This is a genomic window from Aeromonas veronii, from assembly GCF_040215105.1.
In the GTDB taxonomy this organism is placed as follows: domain Bacteria; phylum Pseudomonadota; class Gammaproteobacteria; order Enterobacterales; family Aeromonadaceae; genus Aeromonas; species Aeromonas veronii_G.
The window spans coordinates 2,569,623-2,587,177 of the sequence record NZ_CP157875.1 but is presented as its reverse complement, the minus strand read 5'-3'; the positions used below and the strand labels follow the sequence as shown (position 1 = coordinate 2,587,177).

The following is a 17,555-nucleotide window of genomic DNA, read 5'->3' as shown; positions in this document are numbered from 1 at the left end:
TGCAAATCATCGACATGCCGCATGCGCAGGAGAAAAATTATGCCTCAGATGGCCCCCGTGATGACAATCGATGGCCCAAGTGGTGCCGGTAAAGGCACCCTGTGTCAGTTGCTGGCGGAGAAGCTGGGCTGGCACCTGCTCGACTCCGGTGCCATCTACCGGGTATTGGCGCTGGCCGCCCTGCATCACGACGTGGAACTCGACGCCGAAGCCGCCCTGGTGCCCCTTGCCGCCAATCTGGACGTGCAGTTCCAGGTCGAGGGTGAACAGGTCAAGGTCGTGCTGGAAGGGGAGGATGTCTCCCGCACCATCCGCTCCCAGGAAGTGAGCGATGCCGCCAGCAAGGTGGCCGTCTTCCCCCGGGTGCGTGAAGCCCTGCTGCGCCGTCAGCGCGCCTTCCGCCAGGGGCCTGGCCTCATTGCCGATGGCCGCGACATGGGCACCGTCGTTTTCCCCGAGGCCGAGGTGAAGATTTTCCTCGACGCCAGTGCCGAGGAGCGGGCCCAGCGCCGCTATAAGCAGTTGCAAGATAAGGGCTTTGATGTTAACTTTGAGCGTCTTTTAACCGAGATTCGGGAACGTGACGATCGCGATAGAAATCGCGCCGCCGCCCCCCTGAAACCCGCGGAAGATGCTCTTGTGGTAGACTCAACGTCTATGACCATAGAGGAGGTGCTGGCAACGGTGCTGACCTATGCAGAGCAACAACTTGGTGATATCAGCACACGCTGATGTCAGTCGTCTGCACCATGGATGGCGCAGATAATTTAAAACAACCCCGCTTGTGCCGGATTGCGAGTGGATGTTTCATTTGTGACATAAACAATGATCGAATCTTTTGCTCAACTCTTTGAAGAGTCCCTGAACGCCGTTGAAACCCGTCAAGGTTCCATCGTCAAGGGTACCGTCGTTGCTATCGAGAACGGTTTTGTACTGGTTGACGCCGGTCTGAAATCCGAGTCTGCCATTCCTGCTGATGAGTTCAAGAACGCCCTGGGCGAGCTGGAAATCAATGTAGGCGACACCGTTGACGTGGCTCTGGACTCTATCGAAGATGGTTTCGGCGAAACCAAGCTGTCCCGCGAAAAAGCCAAGCGCCACGAAGCCTGGCTGCAGCTTGAGAAGGCTTACGAAGAGCAAGCTACCGTTATCGGTATCATCAACGGCAAGGTCAAGGGTGGTTTCACCGTTGAGCTGAACGGCATCCGTGCCTTCCTGCCGGGTTCTCTGGTTGACGTGCGTCCGATCCGTGACACCGCTCACCTGGAAAACAAAGAACTCGAGTTCAAGGTCATCAAGCTGGACCAGAAGCGCAACAACGTTGTGGTTTCCCGTCGTGCCGTGATCGAAACCGAGAACACCTCCGAGCGCGAAAGTCTGCTGGCCAACCTGCAAGAAGGTCAAGAAGTTAAGGGTATCGTCAAGAACCTGACCGACTACGGTGCATTCGTAGATCTGGGCGGTGTTGACGGCCTGCTGCACATCACCGACATGGCGTGGAAGCGCGTTAAGCATCCTTCCGAAATCGTCAACGTTGGCGACGAGATCGCAGTCAAGGTTCTGAAGTTCGACCGCGAGCGTACCCGTGTATCCCTGGGTCTGAAGCAGCTGGGCGAAGATCCCTGGGTTGCTATCGCCAAGCGTTACCCGGAGACCACCCGTCTGTCTGGCCGCGTGACCAACCTGACCGACTACGGCTGCTTCGTTGAAATCGAAGAAGGCGTTGAAGGCCTGGTACACGTATCCGAGATGGATTGGACCAACAAGAACATCCACCCGTCCAAGGTTGTTAACGTTGGCGACGTGGTTGACGTGATGGTTCTGGACATCGACGAAGAACGTCGTCGTATCTCCCTGGGTCTGAAGCAGTGCAAATCCAACCCGTGGCAGCTGTTTGCCGAAACTCACGCCAAGGGCGACCGTGTTTCCGGCAAGATCAAGTCCATCACTGACTTCGGTATCTTCATCGGTCTGGATGGCGGCATCGACGGCCTGGTTCACCTGTCTGACATCTCCTGGAACAACCAGGGCGAAGAAGCCGTGCGTGAATTCAAGAAGGGCGACGAGATCGAAGCCGTTGTTCTGCAAGTGGACCCGGAGCGTGAGCGCATCTCCCTGGGCGTCAAGCAGATCGAAGAAGACCCGTTCAACAAGTACCTGTCTGACAACAAGAAAGGTGCTATCGTGAAGGGCAAGGTTACCGAGGTTGATGCCAAGGGTGCCGTGATCGAACTGGCTGACGGCGTGGAAGGCTACCTGCGTGCCTCCGATGCTGCTCGTGACCGTGTAGAAGACGCGACTCTGGTTCTGTCTGTCGGTGACGAAGTAGAAGCTAAATTCATGGGCGTTGATCGTAAGAACCGCACCGTAAGCCTGTCTGTCCGCGCTAAGGACGAGGCTGACGAGCGTGTTGCTATCGATAGCCTGAACCAACAAGAAGAAGTTGTGTTCAGTAATGCTATGATGGAAGCGTTCAAAGCCGCCAAGGGTGAGTAATCCTTGATGCAAGAGAAGGGCGGCATTGCGCCGCCCTTTTTTATCTTGGCGTAATGAATATTGCATGTGATCGGAGAAGGAGATTTAACCTTATGACCAAATCAGATCTCATCGAACAACTGGCTGCCAGCCGCATGCATATGCCGGCCAAAGATGTCGAAGCCGCCATCAAGGAGATCCTTGAACAGATGGCGTCGACCTTGCAAAACGGCGACCGGATTGAAATCCGTGGATTTGGAAGTTTTTCACTGCACTATCGTGCACCCCGTGTGGGTCGTAACCCCAAGACCGGGGACAAGGTTGAACTGACCGGGAAATATGTCCCGCACTTCAAACCAGGCAAAGAGTTGCGCGAACGCGTCAACATCAACGAATAATGCAGAAAACGGCATACCTGGGTATGCCTTTTTTATTTTTGCGACATGAACAGCACGAATTGTCGGGTTTCTCGCACTCTTTTCCCATTCGCTCTAGAGTCTGCCGGTGATTTTAAGGATAATCAGTCTCTCATTAGCTACAGACAGGGAGCTCCCATGAAGCGTATCTTGGCCCTCATTCCATTGGTGCTGGTGTTTGTCCTGACCCTCGCCATCGGTTCTCAAAACGGTCAGCTGGTGCAGTTCAACTATCTGATAGCTCAAGGGGAGTTCTCGCTCTCCATGTTGCTCGGCTTCTTCTTCGCCGGCGGTTTCCTGCTGGGATGGCTGGTGTTCGGCCTGCTGTTCCTGCGCCTCAAGTTGCAAAATCGCACCCTCAATCGCACCATGCGTCGTCAATCCCGCGAATTGGAAGTAGCCCGGTCGACCGCCAAGGAATAACGTCCCTCCATGCTTGAACTGCTTTTCCTGCTGTTGCCGATTGCCGCCGGCTATGGCTGGTACATGGGACGCAGGAGTGTTCGCCAGGACACCCAGCAACAGAGTAACCAGTTTTCCCGCCAGTACGTGGCGGGCCTCAACTATCTGCTCTCCGACGAGTCGGACAAGGCGGTGGATCTCTTCATCCAGCTGCTGGAAGTCGACAGCGAGACCATCGAAACCCACCTCTCCCTTGGCAACCTGTTTCGCCAGCGCGGCGAGGTGGACCGCGCCATCAAGATCCACCAGAACCTGGTTGCCCGCGAGCTGACACGGGAACAGCGCCAGCTCGCCCTGCAGGAATTGGCCCGGGATTTCCTTGCCGCCGGTCTGCTGGACAGGGCCGAAGCCATCTGGAACGAACTGTGTGAAGACAGCGACTTCGAGGAGACGGCGCTGGCCCAGTTGCTCATCATCCATCAACAGTTGCGTGACTGGGACAAGGCCATCGAGGTCGCGGTGCGGCTGCAGAAGTTTCAGGGCAACAAGAAGCTGGCCGACCCCATCTCCCATTTCTATTGCGAGCAGGCCGAGAGCCTCTTGCGTGACGGCGACAAGGCCGCGGGCCGCGCCAAGCTCAAGCGGGCACTCGGGGTCAATGGGGCTTGTGCGCGGGCGAGCTTGCGTCTTGCCGAGCTCGCCATGGAGGGGGAAAAATACGAGGACGCCAGCAAGGAGCTGTTGCGGGTGTTCGAGCAGGACATGGATTTTGCCTCCGAGGCCATGCCAAAACTCCTTCAATGCTACCAGCAGATGGGCCGTAGCCAGGAGCTTATTCCGTTGCTTGAGAAAGCGGTGGAAGATCATGCTGGTGTCAGCGTGACCCTGGCCCTGGCCAATCTGGTGGAGGCCCGCGATGGTCTGAGTCAGGCCCGGGCCCTGGTGCTGCGTCAACTGCGCCGCCACCCGTCCATGAAGGGTTTCTATCAGCTGGTCGGTTTCCAGCTGGCGAGCGCCGAAGAGGGGCCCGCCAAGGAGAGCCTGGAGCTGCTGCAGCAGCTGGTGGGCGAGCAGATCAAGATCAAATCGACCCACAAGTGCCGTCAGTGCGGCTTCGCCACCCATTCGCTGTTCTGGCAATGCCCCTCCTGCCGCCAATGGGGCTCCATCAAGCCCATCCGGGGGCTGGATGGGGAGTAGCCGCCTTCGATAGTCAGACCCGGACACCAGAGTGCCGGCTGGCGAGATGCCCATGCCGGTTGCAACACAACAACACGCCATAGGAAGTGACATGCAAGATCCCAAAGTACTGGTTGCGCTCGATTATCAGCGCGAAGCCGATGCCCTCGCCTTCATCGAGCAGATCTCGCCTGCCCAATGCCGCCTCAAGGTGGGCAAGGAGATGTTTACCCTGTTTGGTCCCCAGTTTGTACGCCAGCTGGTGGCCAAGGGGTTCGATGTCTTTCTGGATCTGAAGTTCCACGACATCCCCAATACCGTGGCCAAGGCGGTCGCGGCCAGTGCCGAGCTGGGGGTCTGGATGGTCAACGTCCACGCCAGTGGCGGTGAGCGCATGATGCGGGCCGCCAAGGAGGCGCTTGCGCCTTATGGGGACAAGGCCCCTCTGCTCATCGCCGTGACGGTGCTGACCAGCATGGAGCAGTCCGACATGGCGCCGCTGGGGGTGGATGCCACCCCGGCGGAGCAGGTGATCCGGCTGGCGACCCTCACCAAGGCGGCCGGGCTCGACGGGGTGGTCTGCTCCGCCGAGGAGGCCCATGAGCTCAAAGCCTTGCTCGGCAGCGAGTTCAAGCTGGTGACCCCGGGCATCCGTCCGGCTGGCTCGGCAGCCGGGGATCAGCGCCGGGTGATGACCCCCAAGGCCGCCATGGCGGCGGGGGCCGACTATCTGGTGATCGGCCGCCCCATCACCCAGGCTGCGGATCCCGCCGCCGTGCTTGGTGCCATCAATGCCGAGTTGAACGGTTAAGAGAGGACGAACCCGTCCATCCATGCAACAGGCCGGATCATGGATCCGGCCTGTTGCATTTTGCTGTTACCAACCCCGAAGCGGAGCCCGTCAGGAGTGAACCGTTCTGGCGCCGAGTCCCCAGGGCACCAGCCCGAGCAGCAGGCCGGCCACCGAGCCGATGAGGTGTGATTCGATATGTACCCTTGCACCGATGAGGGCGGAGACCGGACTCTCCCCCGCGCTGTAGAAATCCAGTCCGAGTTTGATGAGGATCCCCAGCAGCATCAGCCAGCCGGAATGGCGACGGTAGCGGATATCCTGCAAGGCGCCCCAGACGAAGAGGCCGTGAAGGGCACCGGACAGCCCCATGTACCACTGGGTCTGGGGGCACCACCACCAGATGCCGAGGCCGACGGCGGTGCACAGCAGCATCATCAGCAGGGGCAGGCGCCAGTCCGCCAGGTATTCACGAAACAGGCTGTAGAGCACCGCCAGCCCGCTCAGGTTGAGCAGTAGGTGCCATCCGTTGGTGTGGGCCAGATTGCCTGTTATGATGCGCCACCCTTCCCCTTGGGCTACCAGGGTGCGATCGAAGGAGAGCAGGTGGTTTGGTACTGTGAAGAAGAGCAAGGCAGTGATGAGCGACAGCGTGACAACCCAGAACAGACCCGATTTTTCTGACAACATGAAACAGCCCAGCGACAAAGAGAGCCGATACTGTACACGCTGTACCCGAGCCCTCAAAGCCTGCCTGTGTGATTATGTTGAACGGGTTGCCCATCTTGCGCCCATCCATATCCTGCAGCATCCTGCCGAGGTCGGTCATCCCAAGGGGACGGCCGCCCTGCTGGCCGCGTCGCTCACCCGGGTCCATCTCCATGTGGGGGAGAGCTTCGCCGATACCGATTGGCTGGCGCCCCTGCTGGCCGATCCCAAGGTGCGCTGTGTGGTGCTCTGGCCGGATGAGACGGCCCTGACCTTGCCACAGTTGCGTGCCCAATGTGCGCAGCAGGCGCAACTCGATGTGCACTTTATTCTGCTCGATGGCACCTGGCGCAAGGCCTATCGCATGCTGCACAGCAACCCGGCCCTGCTCGCCCTGCCGAGGATCACGCTAGGGGAGATCGAGGGGCAATACGCCATTCGCAAGAAGCCGTTCCCCGGCGCCCTGTCGACCCTGGAGGCGGGCTACCATCTGTTATGTCAGTGGGAAGGGACGCCGGGTCGCTTCGCCCCGCTGATGACGCTTTTTACCCATTTGAACCGGCAGTGGCAGGATTTTGCCCAAGGACGCCGAACTTGAACTGCGTATATAGAGCAGACCGACGTTAGTTCCACCCGTATTGAGAGCAGAGAGAGGAGTGAGAAACGTGAATAAAGCCGTCGTGGTATTCAGTGGTGGTCAGGACAGCACCACCTGTCTGGTGCAGGCACTGGCCAAGTATGACGAAGTGCACGCCATCACCTTTGACTACGGCCAGCGCCACCGGGAGGAGATAGAGACGGCCCGCCGGCTGGCCGGCACGCTGGGCATCGCCGCCCACAAGGTGATGGACGTGACCATGCTGGGGGAGCTCGCGGTCTCCGCTCTGACCCGGGACGAGATCCCGGTCAGCGGTGAGCTGCAGGACAACGGCCTGCCCAACACCTTCGTGCCGGGCCGCAACATCCTGTTCCTGACCCTGGCCGCCATCTATGCCTATCAGGTGGGGGCGGGGACCGTCATCACCGGGGTATGCGAGACCGATTTCTCCGGTTACCCGGATTGCCGCGACGAGTTCGTCAAGGCCCTCAACCAGGCGGTCTCCCTCGGGCTGGATCGGAGCCTCGTCTTCGAGACCCCCCTGATGTGGCTGGACAAGGCCGAGACCTGGGCCCTGGCGGATCACTATGGTCACCTGGATACGGTGCGCCAGCAGACCCTCACCTGCTACAACGGCATTGCCGGTGATGGTTGTGGTGCTTGCCCCGCCTGCGAGCTGCGCAGCCGCGGCCTGAACCAGTATCTGGCGGACAGGGTCGGGGTCAGGGCACGCCTGAACCAGAAAACCGGATTGTGAGTCTTGCCCCTGTTTGGGGTATAATCCGCGCCTTTTGCAACAAGCCGTGACCAGCATGCACTACCCAATCAACGAAATTTTCCAGACCATCCAGGGGGAGGGGGTCTTTACCGGCCTGCCCGCCATCTTCGTGCGCCTGCAGGGTTGCCCCGTGGGCTGCCCCTGGTGCGATACCCGTCATACCTGGGTGGTGGATCCGGCCCGTGAAGTGGGCCCAGCCGAGGTGCTGGACAGATCCAACGAGTCCGATGGCTGGAGCAAGATGAGCACGGAGGCGATCCTCGAGAGCTTCAAGATCCTGGGCTACCAGGCGCGCCATGTGGTGATCACCGGCGGCGAGCCCTGCCTCTACGATCTCCATGAGCTCTCGGGCGCCCTGCTGGATGCGGGTTACCAGGTACAGATCGAAACCAGCGGTACCAGCGAGATCCTGACCCATGCACAGACCTGGGTCACCGTCTCCCCGAAGATTGGGATGAAGGGGGGCTTGCCTGTACTGGTGTCGGCGCTCGAGCGGGCGAACGAGATCAAGCATCCGGTGGCGACCGAGCGACACATCGAGGAGCTCGATGCCCTGCTGGCGACCGCCAGTCTGCGCCCCGATGTGGTGATTGCCTTGCAGCCCATCAGTCAGAAGCCGAGGGCCACCGAACTGGCCATGGCGACCTGTATCGCCCGCAATTGGCGACTATCCATCCAGACTCACAAATATCTGAATATCGATTAAGATGGATAATCTCACGGACGAGCGGGTATTGCTCACCCTGGCAAACAAGATGCCTTACGGAAAATATCGGGGTTGGCGTATCATCGATATTCCGGAGCCCTATCTGGTGTGGATGGCCCGCACCGGTTTTCCGGCAGGATCCCTGGGCCAGTCATTGGCACTGGCGTACGAGATAAAACTCAATGGACTGGAGCCCATGATTATTCCCATTATTAGCAGGATGTCGCCATGAGAATATATACCCGGCAGGGGGACAAGGGACTCACTCGCTTGGCCGATGGCTCCCGTTTGGCTAAGGATGATCCGCGCGTCGAGACCTATGGCGCCATCGATGAGTTAAATTCCCAGATAGGTCTGTTGATGGCTGAAATACCCGAGCAGGAGAAAACCCTGCTGGCCGAGCTGATATTGCTGCAGCAGGAATTATTTGACTTGGGAGGGGAGCTGGCCTTTTCCAGCGAGGCGCAAAATAGCGAGCTGTGGCAGGTCAGCGAGCAGTGGACATTGCGCCTCGAACAGCAAATAGATGCCTATAGCGCCAAGTTGCCTGCGCTGCATAATTTCATTTTGCCAAGCGGCTCCCGGGCGGCGGCCCAGGCCCACGTGGTGCGTACCCTGACCCGCCGCTGCGAGCGGTTGCTGCTGGGCCTGAGTCGCACCGAGCAGGTCAATCCGGCGGTCTTGCCCTATCTGAATCGGCTGAGCGACTGGTTCTTCACGGTGGCGCGGTATCTGCTCGTCTGTACCGGCACGCCCGAGGTGCTTTGGGTCAAGGCCGCAGATCGCGGTTAGGCTAGGCCGAATTCGGGACAATAAAAAACCTCGCCATGGAGAGGTTTTTTATTGCAAGGGTCGCGCTGTTTTCAGATGGCGAATGCTTCCACGGATTTACCTTCGGCCACGGCCTTGGCAATGGTGGAGGGCATGCGACCCTGACCGGTCCAGGTTTTTTCCACGCCGTTGTCATCGAGATAACGATATTTGGCGGGGCGGGGGGCACGCTTGCTTTTACCGGCTTTGGGGGAATCGACGGCCACTGTGCCCACCAATTCGGCGGGGTCAATACCGGCCGCTTTCAGCATTTCGGCATATTCGGCAATTTTACGTTGATGTTCTTCCCGCGCCTGACGGTCGGCAGATTCATCCTGCTGGCGTTCGGTGACGATGGCGGTGAGTTTTTCCAGACCTTCTTCCAATTGTTCCAGGGTCAGTTCACGGCAGGTCGCCCGCAGACTACGGATATTCAACAGCACTTTCAGAAATTCGTTCATATTGGCTACCACGCGAGCAGAAATATACAGGGGGGATAAAAAGCTATTTTCGTTAATTTATAGGGGGGCTTGCCATCAAGTCAAGCGCGCGGAATTAATTATGGGAAAATATAAATTAAGCCAGGCGAGATGGTGGGGCGATATATTGCCTCGATGGGCAGTCATTAATCTTCAAATGAGTTCCTGATAGATGAAAATGTCGGCTGTATCGATTTTTGTGAACCATTTGACTACCGCTTCGCGATTCATCGCCATACTCGCATTGAATTTTAATCAAAAAACTTGCTATCACACCGTGCCTCGATAAAATGTGCCCCGAATACCTTTAAGTAGAGGCGCGCTGCCTATGAGTAACCGAGCGGAGGGTGATGCCTGCGATGCTCGAGGAAAGGAGTCGGCGCCGAAGTGACCAGGCCATCATACCGGGTTGCTGGTTCTGCATCGAACAGGTGCAGGACTGCCATAGTCATCCACTATGGAGCGCTACCTGAAGGGGCTGAGGAGTATTACCTCCCCATGGGTTTTGTTTCTTTATCCTCTCGGTAGATCTCCACCTGCTGTCTTTAGGTGCAAAGAGATCATGGACATCGTTCACTACGCCGACTCCGGTTGGTCTATCGTTCCCCCCTTGCTGGCCGTCGCATTGGCTATCATCACCCGCCGCGTCCTGGTGTCGCTGGGGGTGGGTATCATCGCGGGCAGCCTGCTGCTCAATCAGTTTGACCCCCTCGCTTCCCTGCATTACATGCTGAACACCGTGCTCAAGATCTTCTGGGTCGATGGCGCGCTCAATCGCGACAACGTCAACATGATCCTGTTCATGCTGCTGCTGGGTGGCCTCATCAGTCTGATGAGCGTCTCCGGTGCCACTCGCGCCTTCGCCGAGTGGGCCGCGAAACGCGCCAAGACCCGCAAGGGGGCCAAGGCGCTGACCGGCATGATGGTGTTTGCCTTCTTCATCGATGATTTCTTCCACAGTCTGTCGGTGGGGGCCATCTGCCGTCCGGTCACCGACCGTTTCCAGATCTCCCGCGCCAAGCTGGCCTATCTGCTGGACTCCACCGCAGCGCCGGTCTGCGTGCTGATGCCCATCTCCTCCTGGGGGGCCTACATCATCGCCCTGGTGGGGGGCATCATGGCGGCCCATGGCCTGACGGATCAAAGCCCCATCTCCGCTTTCGTCGAGATGATCCCCATGAACCTCTACGCCGTATTCACCCTGATCATGGTGCTGGTGGTGATCGCCTTTCAGCTCGACATCGGCTCCATGCGCCAGCACGAGCAGTGGGCTTTGGAGGGCAAGCTGTGGGATGAGTCCAAGGGCCGACCCATCGGTCTAGACATGGAGTGCCCCGAGGAGAGCAACGGCGGCATGATCGACATGGTGCTGCCGATCCTGACCCTGACCCTGGCCACCGTCTACTTCATGATTGACTCCGGCGCCGCCGTGCTGGCCAGCAAGGGTGAGCCCTTCAGCGTGCTCGGCTCGTTCGAAAACACCAATGTTGGCTCCTCCCTGGTCTATGGCGCCCTGTGCAGCCTGGTGGTCTCCATCGGCCTGGCCATGCGCCTCAAGCTCGGTGCCAAGAACTGGATGAAGGCAGCGCCGCAAGGCGTGATGGCCATGCTGCCCGCCATCAACATCCTGCTGTTCGCCTGGACCATCGGTGCCGTGGTGCGCGACGTGGAGACCGGCAAGTACCTGGCTTCCATGGCCAACGGCAATCTGCCGGTGGAAGTGCTGCCCGCCGTGGTGTTCGTGCTCTCCTGCGCCATGGCGTTTGCCACCGGCACCAGCTGGGGCACCTTCGGCATCATGCTGCCGCTGGCCGGTGACATGGCGGCCGCGAGCGATGTGGCCCTGATGCTGCCCATGCTGGCCGCCGTGCTGGCGGGCTCGGTGTTCGGGGATCACAGCTCACCCATCTCCAGCACCAGCATACTGTCGGCCACCGGCGCCGGGTGCCATCACATTGATCACGTGATGACCCAGCTGCCCTATGCCCTGGCCATCGCCTTCGGCGCGGCCATGGGCTACCTGGTGATGGGGCTGATGCACTCCGTGCTGGCAGGCTTCACCGTCAGCGCCCTCTGGTTTGTCATCTTCTCCGGCTATCACCTGCGCAAGGCGCGGCAGGCGAGAGCACTGGCAGTCGCATAAATGAAACAAGGGGCCCACGGGCCCCTTGGTTTTGGCGGGGGCATTGGTTAGCATGCGCCCCATAAATTCAGTTTCGGAACAGTACCATGGCTTCACTGCACTACAAATTCGCCACCATGAACTCGGGCAAGTCGACCCAGCTTATTCAGGCGCACTTCAACTACCTGGAGCGCGGCATGGTTCCGCTGGCCATGACGCCGGTCATCGACGATCGCTTCGGAACCGGGGTGATCAGTGCCAGAGTAGGCTTAGAGCTGAAGGTGGAAGTGTTCAGTGACAGCTGTGATCTGTTCGAGATGGTCCAGACACGCCACGGCGAGAAGAAGATCGATGTGTTCATCGTCGACGAAGCCCAGTTCCTGACCCGGGAGCAGGTCTATCAGTTGGCCCGTATCGTCGATGAGCTCAAGATCCCGGTCATCGCCTACGGCCTCAAGACCGATTTTCGGGGTGAGCTGTTCCCGGGTTCCTATCATCTGCTCTGTCTCGCCGACAAGTTCGAGGAGCTCAAGAGCATCTGCTGGTGTGGCAACAAGGCCCACATGAACTCTCGCGTGAACGAGGCGGGGCAGGTGATGCGCGATGGCGAGCAGGTGGAGATAGGCGGCAACGATCGCTATGTGTCCCTTTGCCGCAAGCACTATCTGGATGGCCGGGCCTTCAAGTAACCGAAAGCAGGATCGCAAAGGGCGCCGACAGGGCGCCCTTTTTCTTGGCTGTGGCCGTGCGCGGCTCAGTCTATCTCGATATCCACCGGCGCAATGATGGGGTCGGCCACCGGCAGGCGGTGGAACAGCTGGCGAAAATGCTGCTGGACCCGGCCGATGTCGACGAGGGACATGCCGGAGGCGAAGCCGAACCAAACGTAGAGACCGGTGAGATCCCGGAACATGGGGGGGAGGTAGCGCGGCGCGTCGATGAGCCCCTCCAGGTAGTGCTGGTAGAGCACAGGGATGTCGTCCAGAGTCACCTTGCCGACGAACAGCATGGGCAGGATCTCCGGCACCCCCTCCAGCACGGCGCTGCGGATGAAGTTGACCGTCTCCACATAGCCCTTCACGTAGGAGAGATCCTTGGTGAAGCAGGCGCCACCTTCGACCATGCCGCCGCGAAACACCCGCTGGGTGATCTTGTAGGCATCGTGTTCGCTGGCCCCCTTCTCGACAAAATGCCGGAACACCTCGATGAAATCGGCGCCGCGCTCCGCCATGTCGATGGCCATCACCCGATCCGAGATGCGCTTGGCCCTGTCCGGGAAGGAGCTGAAGGTCAGCGTCTCGATGAGCACGGCAAGCCCCTCCTGGCAGGCAGTGATACGGGGCGATCCCGCCCCGAGCCAGGTGGCGTAGGATTGCTGGCGGCCGTTCAGGGTGGTGCCCACGTGTACCCAGCCCTCGTGTACCTCCAGCACCTGCAGGTCCAGTTCGGAGAAGCGGGCGTGGGAGCTCAGCTTGATGTAATCCCCGCCGGCGGCGGCGTCGGAGACGATGCCATCGCTGAGCTTGACCTGGATAGCGCCATCCTCGAAATAACTCGACAGCTTGCCCTGCAGCCTGGCCACCGCCGCTTCCCCCTCGAACTCCTTGGGGTAGGGGCGCACCAGGTGGCGGGCACCGGGCAGGGAGAAGATGTCGCACAGGCGGGCGCCAAGCTCTTTCAGCGTCTTGCGATCTCCGCGCAGGTGATCGCTCGCCGAGCCGTAGAGGATCTGGCTGTAGCGCTGAAATTCGGGCTGCCCGCGCTGGCGCAGCATCTCGATGACCACCATGTACTGATCCACCGTCTCTTGCAGAATGCGCCCCAGATCGTCCTGGGGGCCGAGGCGTCGCCGGATCCTGTCCCGCAGCTCCTTGAGCTCCAGGTATTTGTTGCGGGGATCGAAGTCCAGTGGCAGTCCCTGATAGAAGGCGGCGTCGATGGCGGGCAGCTCGCGCCCACCCTTGGCCAGAAATTCGGTCTGCAGGTGACGGGGCCACTTGATGGCATCCAGGATGCGGATGGGTTTTTGCAGGGCGAGCAGCTCATCGGAGAGGGATTTGAGGTGCAGGCGATACTTTTCTTGGATGGTCATCGGGCCCCCTCATGGGGCGGGTGTGGGGCGAGAATGGCTGAGTATATGCATAGCGCCTGCCAAAAAGAAGCAAGAGAGGGGACTATCCCGCCGGCGCGCTTTTGGTTGCCGACAAATTGGTTTAGACTGCGCCCCTTGATCCCTCTAGTGTCGTGAAAATGATGAATATCCCCAGCTCCGAAATGATAATGCGTTGGTTGCAGCAGGCCCGGATCGAGCACTACGTGTGCGACCAGTGCCACGGCATCCACCTGGTGTCCCTGCAATCCGTGGAGGGCATTCAAGAGAGCCGGATCTTCGTCGAGGAGGAGGGGCTGTTGTTCTCATCCGAGCTGGAGGTGCGGCCCTCATCCCTGCTGCCGCTGATGGCCGAGCTGGGTCGCCTCAACATGCAGTACCCGTCCCTCAAGGTGTTCCTCGACATCATCGACGACAACCTGCCGCGCCTTATCGTGGGCCACACCGTCTTCACCAAGGCGGGCCTCTCCGTGGAGCAGTTCCTGCTGTTCGTCGAGAGCACCACGGCGGCAACCCACGAGGTGGTCTCCGAGTGCGAGCGATTGGGCTTCCTCAATCTGCCGGAAATCCAGGTGTCGCCGGAATCCGTGCACTGAGTTAAGGGGCTGAGTTGTGCGTTAAATGTGCGAACGGTTCGCCCAAGCCAAAAAGCCGTTGACGCAGGCAGCCCTTTCCTCTAAATTACGCCCCGTTCCAGCGCGTTAGCGCAGTGACCTCGTGTTGGCTGAACACGATAAACCACAGACCAAAATTTGGTGAGGTGTCCGAGTGGCTGAAGGAGCACGCCTGGAAAGTGTGTATACGGCAACGTATCGAGGGTTCGAATCCCTCCCTCACCGCCAAATTGAAAAGCCGACCTCAGGGTCGGCTTTTTGCTATCCAGTCGGCATGCATCTCTGATGCCTTCGAGGGAGGGTGAGAACCCTCGCCGGGTTCGAGCAGAGCGGCTTGCCGCGATGAACGGCCGCAGGCCGCCCCGAAGGGGTGAGTCACGCAGTGGCGGATCATCCCTCCCTCACCGCCAAAGAAAACAAAAGGGCCTGTCACAAGATAGGCCCTTTTGTTTTATCCGATGATAGTCGGCTCGGTTTGGGCCCTGGTTCGACAGAAGGGTAGATAGCCCTTCTGGACAGCCGCAGGCTGCCCGCAGAGCGAGCACGAGTCAGTTCCGGCACAGCCAATTGAAAAGCCGACCTCAGGGTCGGCTTTTTGTTTTCTGCTGCTGATCCTGACTTGGGCGTCGCGAGGGGCAGATTGGTCGCCCCGTTATCTCTTCAGCTTGGCGATAGAGGGGATATTTCTGTACTTGTGCTCCCAGGGCAGGCCGTAGCCCACCAGCAGCTCGTCGCTTTCCATTTCATAGGCATAAAACTGTTCGACGGGGATGGCTACGCGCCCCGGTTTGACGAACAGAGTCGCGATGGACAGCGAACGTGGCGTGAACGCTTGCAGGTGCGCCACCAGCCGCTTCATGGTGCCGCCTGATTCGATGGCATCATCCACCAGGATGACATCCTTGCCGCAGATGCCGATGTTGTCGTGAAAGACGATGGGGGAGTCGTTGTGCCGCTCCCCCGGGGTGTGGGGGCAGGAGATGTAATCCATGGCGACATCGAAGTTGAGCCCCCTGACCAGATCCGCGGTGAACAGCATGCCCCCCGGCACTACGGTTACCACCACCGCCTCCTTGAAGCGTTCGTTGAGCCGTTTGGCGACGACTTGAACACCCAGCTCGATATCCTGCTTGCTCAATACCGTTTCGCCGAAAATAGGGTTTCTCATGATTTCTCCAGACAGATTGATGACATAGATGCAGGGGCTGGCGTCAGGGGCACCCGTCTGCTGAGTAGCAGGGCGAACAGCACCAGCAGGGCAACCCCATAGAGGGCTGCGGGCAGATCGAGGGCTTCGGCGCCAAAGCCGACCAGGGCGGGGCCAGAGAGCACACCGACATAGCCGAGGGTGGAGACGGCGGTGATGGCGAGGGCCCCCGGCATGATCCGCTGCTGGCCGGCCGCCGAAAACATCACGGGCACTATGTTGGAGCAGCCCAGGCCGATGAGGGCATAGCCCAGCAGCGCTGCCTGCCAGCTGGGCAGCGCGAGGCTGAGCAGGAAGCCCGTGATGGCGATGAGGGCGCCACCAGTAACGACCCGTCTGGCCCCCAAGCGAGCAACGACGCTGTCACCCAGCAGGCGGCCGCCGGTCATGGCGATGGAGAAGAAGAGGATCCCGAGCCCGGCCGCGCTGGCCGGTACGGCGCGATATTCATGGAGGAAGATGCCGCTCCAATCCAGCACTGTCCCTTCGGCCAGGAAGAAGACGAAACAGATGATCCCGATGAGGATGACGGGGCCCCGTGGCAGGGCAAACAACGGGCCGCTGTGGGATTGGGGCTCGGTTCTGTAGCCCGGGGCGCTCAGGGCCAGCAAGGCCAGGATGAGGAGCGATGTAGCCAGGGTTGCGCCCAGCGGGGGCAGGCCGAGGCTGAGCAACAGGGTGAGGACGAAGGCGCCGCTCATGCCGCCCAGGCTGTAGAAGCCGTGAAAGCCGGACATGAGCGGCTTGCGGGCATCCTTCTCGACGGCGAGGGCATGGATGTTCATGGCGCAGCCCGTGGTGCCTATGCTCATGCCGTAACACAGCAGGGCCAGGGCCAGCAGGGTGGGGGAGCCTGCCAGCGTCAGGGCGGGCAACAGCAGGGCCATGGCCAGGACGGAGCCGACAAGCGTCCGTTTGCAGCCAAATCGGCTGGTACAGATCCCCGCGATGGGCATGCCAAGCAGGGCCCCCCCGCCGAGGCAGAGCAGCATCATGCCCATGGTACCGTCACTGAGCTGCACATGCTGCTTGACGAAGGGGATGATGGAGGCCCAGGCCGCCGTGGCGAAGCCCGAGCAGAAGAAGGTGACTCTCGTTGCCAGCCTGTCGCGGTGAGGCCGTGTGAGGGAGAGGGGGGATGGCATGATGGTCTCCTGAACATGGGGGTGCCGGCGGCAGCTCATCTGCCGGGTTGGCATCATCCTATGACATGCTCAAACAAAAATGAACACAAATGATCTTGTTTTTGTTTGTATGTGTTCATTTTGGCGATATGATGAGGACGTCACAGAGAGGAGCGTCGAGGCAAGCGCATGATAAAACTCATCATTACAGATATGGACGGAACCTTTCTCAACAGCCAGGGCGATTACAACCGGGCTCTGTTTCGCGATGTCGTGACCGCCATGGCGCATCAAGGGGTGCATTTTGCCCCCTGTACCGGCAAGCAGGTGGACAGGGTCGAGGAGCTGCTGGGGGAGGAGAGTGCGAACTTCTGGATCTTGGGGGACAGCGCGACCCGCATCAAGCACCGTGGCCAGTATGTCTATCAATCCTTGCTGGGCAATACCCTGGGACTGGCCATCATAGACCGGCTCGCGCATGTGCCGGGCTCGCACATCACCATTGCCTGCACCGCCGAGCTTGCCTTCATCAGAGAGGATATTGCGCCCCACCTGAAAGAGCTGGTGCACCGCTCCTACAGCAAGGTCAAAACCGTCGGTGATTTTAATGAGATCGGCGCCGATTTCGTGAAGATCACCGTCTATGACGAACAGGGGCGCTGCCCTGCGCTGAGAGGCGATCTCGGTGCCTTCAATGACGATGCCTATATCGTCGTGTCCGAGAAGAACTGGATCGACATCGCCAACGCCGGGGTGCACAAGGGCTCCACTGTGGCCAGGCTGCAGGCGCTGGTCGGTGCCGGCCGCCATGAGACCCTGGTATTCGGGGATGGGCTCAACGATGTCGAGCTGATGGGCTGCGCCGATCTCAGCTTCGCCATGCGAAATGGTTGCGACGAGACCAAGGCGGCGGCCAATTTCATCACCCGCTCGAACGATGACGACGCCGTCATGCACACCATATTGCGGTTGCTCGCGCTGCAATCGGGCCGATGAGGCGCGGCGAGCAGGCGCGAGTGCCATCACCACAGGGGATC

20 protein-coding genes, 1 tRNA gene, 1 other RNA gene and 1 riboswitch are annotated in these 17,555 nt (G+C 59.8%); of the genes, 17 read left to right on the top strand and 5 right to left on the bottom strand.

All coding sequences use genetic code 11. The annotated features are described in order from the left end of the window. The first annotated feature begins 39 nt into the window (after positions 1-39). The 6 genes from cmk (at position 40) to pyrF (ending at position 5,283) form a co-directional block, all read left to right on the top strand. The gene (gene cmk / locus ABNP46_RS11940; RefSeq protein WP_349918018.1) at positions 40-732 is read left to right on the top strand and encodes a (d)CMP kinase; all 693 of its coding nucleotides are present in this window, start codon (positions 40-42) and stop codon (positions 730-732) included. A 93-nt stretch (positions 733-825) separates the two neighbouring features. Beyond that, entirely contained in the window at positions 826-2,496 is a 1,671-nt protein-coding gene (gene rpsA / locus ABNP46_RS11935) for a 30S ribosomal protein S1 (RefSeq protein ID WP_349918017.1), read from the top strand. Between the two features lie 92 nt (positions 2,497-2,588). Continuing rightward, the gene (gene ihfB, locus ABNP46_RS11930) at positions 2,589-2,873 is read left to right on the top strand and encodes an integration host factor subunit beta (protein WP_349918016.1); all 285 of its coding nucleotides are present in this window, start codon (positions 2,589-2,591) and stop codon (positions 2,871-2,873) included. Positions 2,874-3,029: 156 nt separating this feature from the next. Continuing rightward, entirely contained in the window at positions 3,030-3,314 is a 285-nt protein-coding gene (locus tag ABNP46_RS11925; protein ID WP_349918014.1) for a LapA family protein, read from the top strand. 9 nt (positions 3,315-3,323) lie between these two features. Further along, the gene (gene lapB / locus ABNP46_RS11920) at positions 3,324-4,493 is read left to right on the top strand and encodes a lipopolysaccharide assembly protein LapB (protein ID WP_349918013.1); all 1,170 of its coding nucleotides are present in this window, start codon (positions 3,324-3,326) and stop codon (positions 4,491-4,493) included. Between the two features lie 91 nt (positions 4,494-4,584). Further along, positions 4,585-5,283: an orotidine-5'-phosphate decarboxylase gene (gene pyrF / locus ABNP46_RS11915; RefSeq protein WP_349918011.1), complete on the top strand. Its 699-nt coding sequence runs from the start codon at positions 4,585-4,587 to the stop codon at positions 5,281-5,283. 90 nt (positions 5,284-5,373) lie between these two features. Here the strand turns inward: pyrF and rrtA are convergent, their stop codons facing one another. Next, positions 5,374-5,952, bottom strand: coding sequence for a rhombosortase (gene rrtA / locus ABNP46_RS11910; protein ID WP_349918009.1), 579 nt, complete (start codon positions 5,950-5,952; stop codon positions 5,374-5,376). On the opposite strand from rrtA, the gene ABNP46_RS11905 reads away from it, so the two are divergent. From ABNP46_RS11905 to ABNP46_RS11885, 5 genes are all read left to right on the top strand, one after another. Further along, complete coding sequence (locus tag ABNP46_RS11905) at positions 5,951-6,568, top strand: tRNA-uridine aminocarboxypropyltransferase (RefSeq protein ID WP_349918008.1); 618 nt, start codon at positions 5,951-5,953, stop codon at positions 6,566-6,568. The two genes, rrtA and ABNP46_RS11905, sit on opposite strands and share 2 nt — an antisense overlap. 67 nt (positions 6,569-6,635) lie before the next feature. Next, the gene (gene queC / locus ABNP46_RS11900) at positions 6,636-7,325 is read left to right on the top strand and encodes a 7-cyano-7-deazaguanine synthase QueC (protein WP_349918007.1); all 690 of its coding nucleotides are present in this window, start codon (positions 6,636-6,638) and stop codon (positions 7,323-7,325) included. Positions 7,326-7,380: 55 nt separating this feature from the next. Beyond that, on the top strand, positions 7,381-8,052 hold the full coding sequence (gene queE, locus ABNP46_RS11895; RefSeq protein ID WP_349918005.1) for a 7-carboxy-7-deazaguanine synthase QueE: 672 nt from the start codon (positions 7,381-7,383) through the stop codon (positions 8,050-8,052). A 1-nt stretch (position 8,053) separates the two neighbouring features. Next, a complete protein-coding gene (locus ABNP46_RS11890) occupies positions 8,054-8,284 on the top strand; it encodes a DUF3820 family protein (RefSeq protein ID WP_349918004.1) in 231 nt (76 codons plus the stop codon). Continuing rightward, entirely contained in the window at positions 8,281-8,844 is a 564-nt protein-coding gene (locus ABNP46_RS11885; protein WP_349918003.1) for a cob(I)yrinic acid a,c-diamide adenosyltransferase, read from the top strand. The genes ABNP46_RS11890 and ABNP46_RS11885 overlap by 4 nt, the downstream gene beginning before the upstream one ends. 71 nt (positions 8,845-8,915) lie before the next feature. On the opposite strand, the gene ABNP46_RS11880 is transcribed toward ABNP46_RS11885, so the two are convergent. Beyond that, positions 8,916-9,323, bottom strand: coding sequence for an H-NS family histone-like protein (locus ABNP46_RS11880; protein WP_349918001.1), 408 nt, complete (start codon positions 9,321-9,323; stop codon positions 8,916-8,918). A gap of 322 nt (positions 9,324-9,645) precedes the next feature. Then, positions 9,646-9,817, top strand: a riboswitch (Lysine riboswitch). Positions 9,818-9,903: 86 nt separating this feature from the next. Here ABNP46_RS11880 and ABNP46_RS11875 point away from each other — a divergent pair. Further along, positions 9,904-11,484: a Na+/H+ antiporter NhaC family protein gene (locus tag ABNP46_RS11875; protein WP_349918000.1), complete on the top strand. Its 1,581-nt coding sequence runs from the start codon at positions 9,904-9,906 to the stop codon at positions 11,482-11,484. Positions 11,485-11,570: 86 nt separating this feature from the next. Continuing rightward, a complete protein-coding gene (locus ABNP46_RS11870) occupies positions 11,571-12,152 on the top strand; it encodes a thymidine kinase (RefSeq protein WP_349917999.1) in 582 nt (193 codons plus the stop codon). Between the two features lie 65 nt (positions 12,153-12,217). On the opposite strand, the gene ABNP46_RS11865 is transcribed toward ABNP46_RS11870, so the two are convergent. Next, positions 12,218-13,555: a flavohemoglobin expression-modulating QEGLA motif protein gene (locus ABNP46_RS11865; RefSeq protein WP_349917997.1), complete on the bottom strand. Its 1,338-nt coding sequence runs from the start codon at positions 13,553-13,555 to the stop codon at positions 12,218-12,220. Positions 13,556-13,713: 158 nt separating this feature from the next. Between ABNP46_RS11865 and ABNP46_RS11860 the strand changes: the two genes are divergently transcribed. The 3 genes from ABNP46_RS11860 (at position 13,714) to ABNP46_RS11850 (ending at position 14,597) form a co-directional block, all read left to right on the top strand. Beyond that, positions 13,714-14,169, top strand: coding sequence for a YbjN domain-containing protein (locus tag ABNP46_RS11860; protein ID WP_349917995.1), 456 nt, complete (start codon positions 13,714-13,716; stop codon positions 14,167-14,169). A gap of 158 nt (positions 14,170-14,327) precedes the next feature. Beyond that, a tRNA-Ser gene (locus ABNP46_RS11855) sits at positions 14,328-14,415 on the top strand. A gap of 53 nt (positions 14,416-14,468) precedes the next feature. Beyond that, positions 14,469-14,597, top strand: a non-coding RNA gene (locus ABNP46_RS11850) — RtT sRNA. 242 nt (positions 14,598-14,839) lie between these two features. Here ABNP46_RS11850 and ABNP46_RS11845 read toward each other — a convergent pair. After that, positions 14,840-15,355 carry a phosphoribosyltransferase gene (locus ABNP46_RS11845; protein WP_349917993.1) on the bottom strand — a complete coding sequence of 172 codons (516 nt, stop codon included), beginning with the start codon at positions 15,353-15,355 and terminating at the stop codon, positions 14,840-14,842. Continuing rightward, positions 15,352-16,539 (bottom strand): MFS transporter, encoded by a 1,188-nt coding sequence (locus tag ABNP46_RS11840; protein WP_349917992.1) that lies wholly within the window; start codon positions 16,537-16,539, stop codon positions 15,352-15,354. The genes ABNP46_RS11845 and ABNP46_RS11840 overlap by 4 nt, the downstream gene beginning before the upstream one ends. 192 nt (positions 16,540-16,731) lie before the next feature. On the opposite strand from ABNP46_RS11840, the gene ABNP46_RS11835 reads away from it, so the two are divergent. Beyond that, a complete protein-coding gene (locus ABNP46_RS11835) occupies positions 16,732-17,514 on the top strand; it encodes an HAD family hydrolase (protein WP_349917991.1) in 783 nt (260 codons plus the stop codon). Positions 17,515-17,555: the final 41 nt, after the last annotated feature.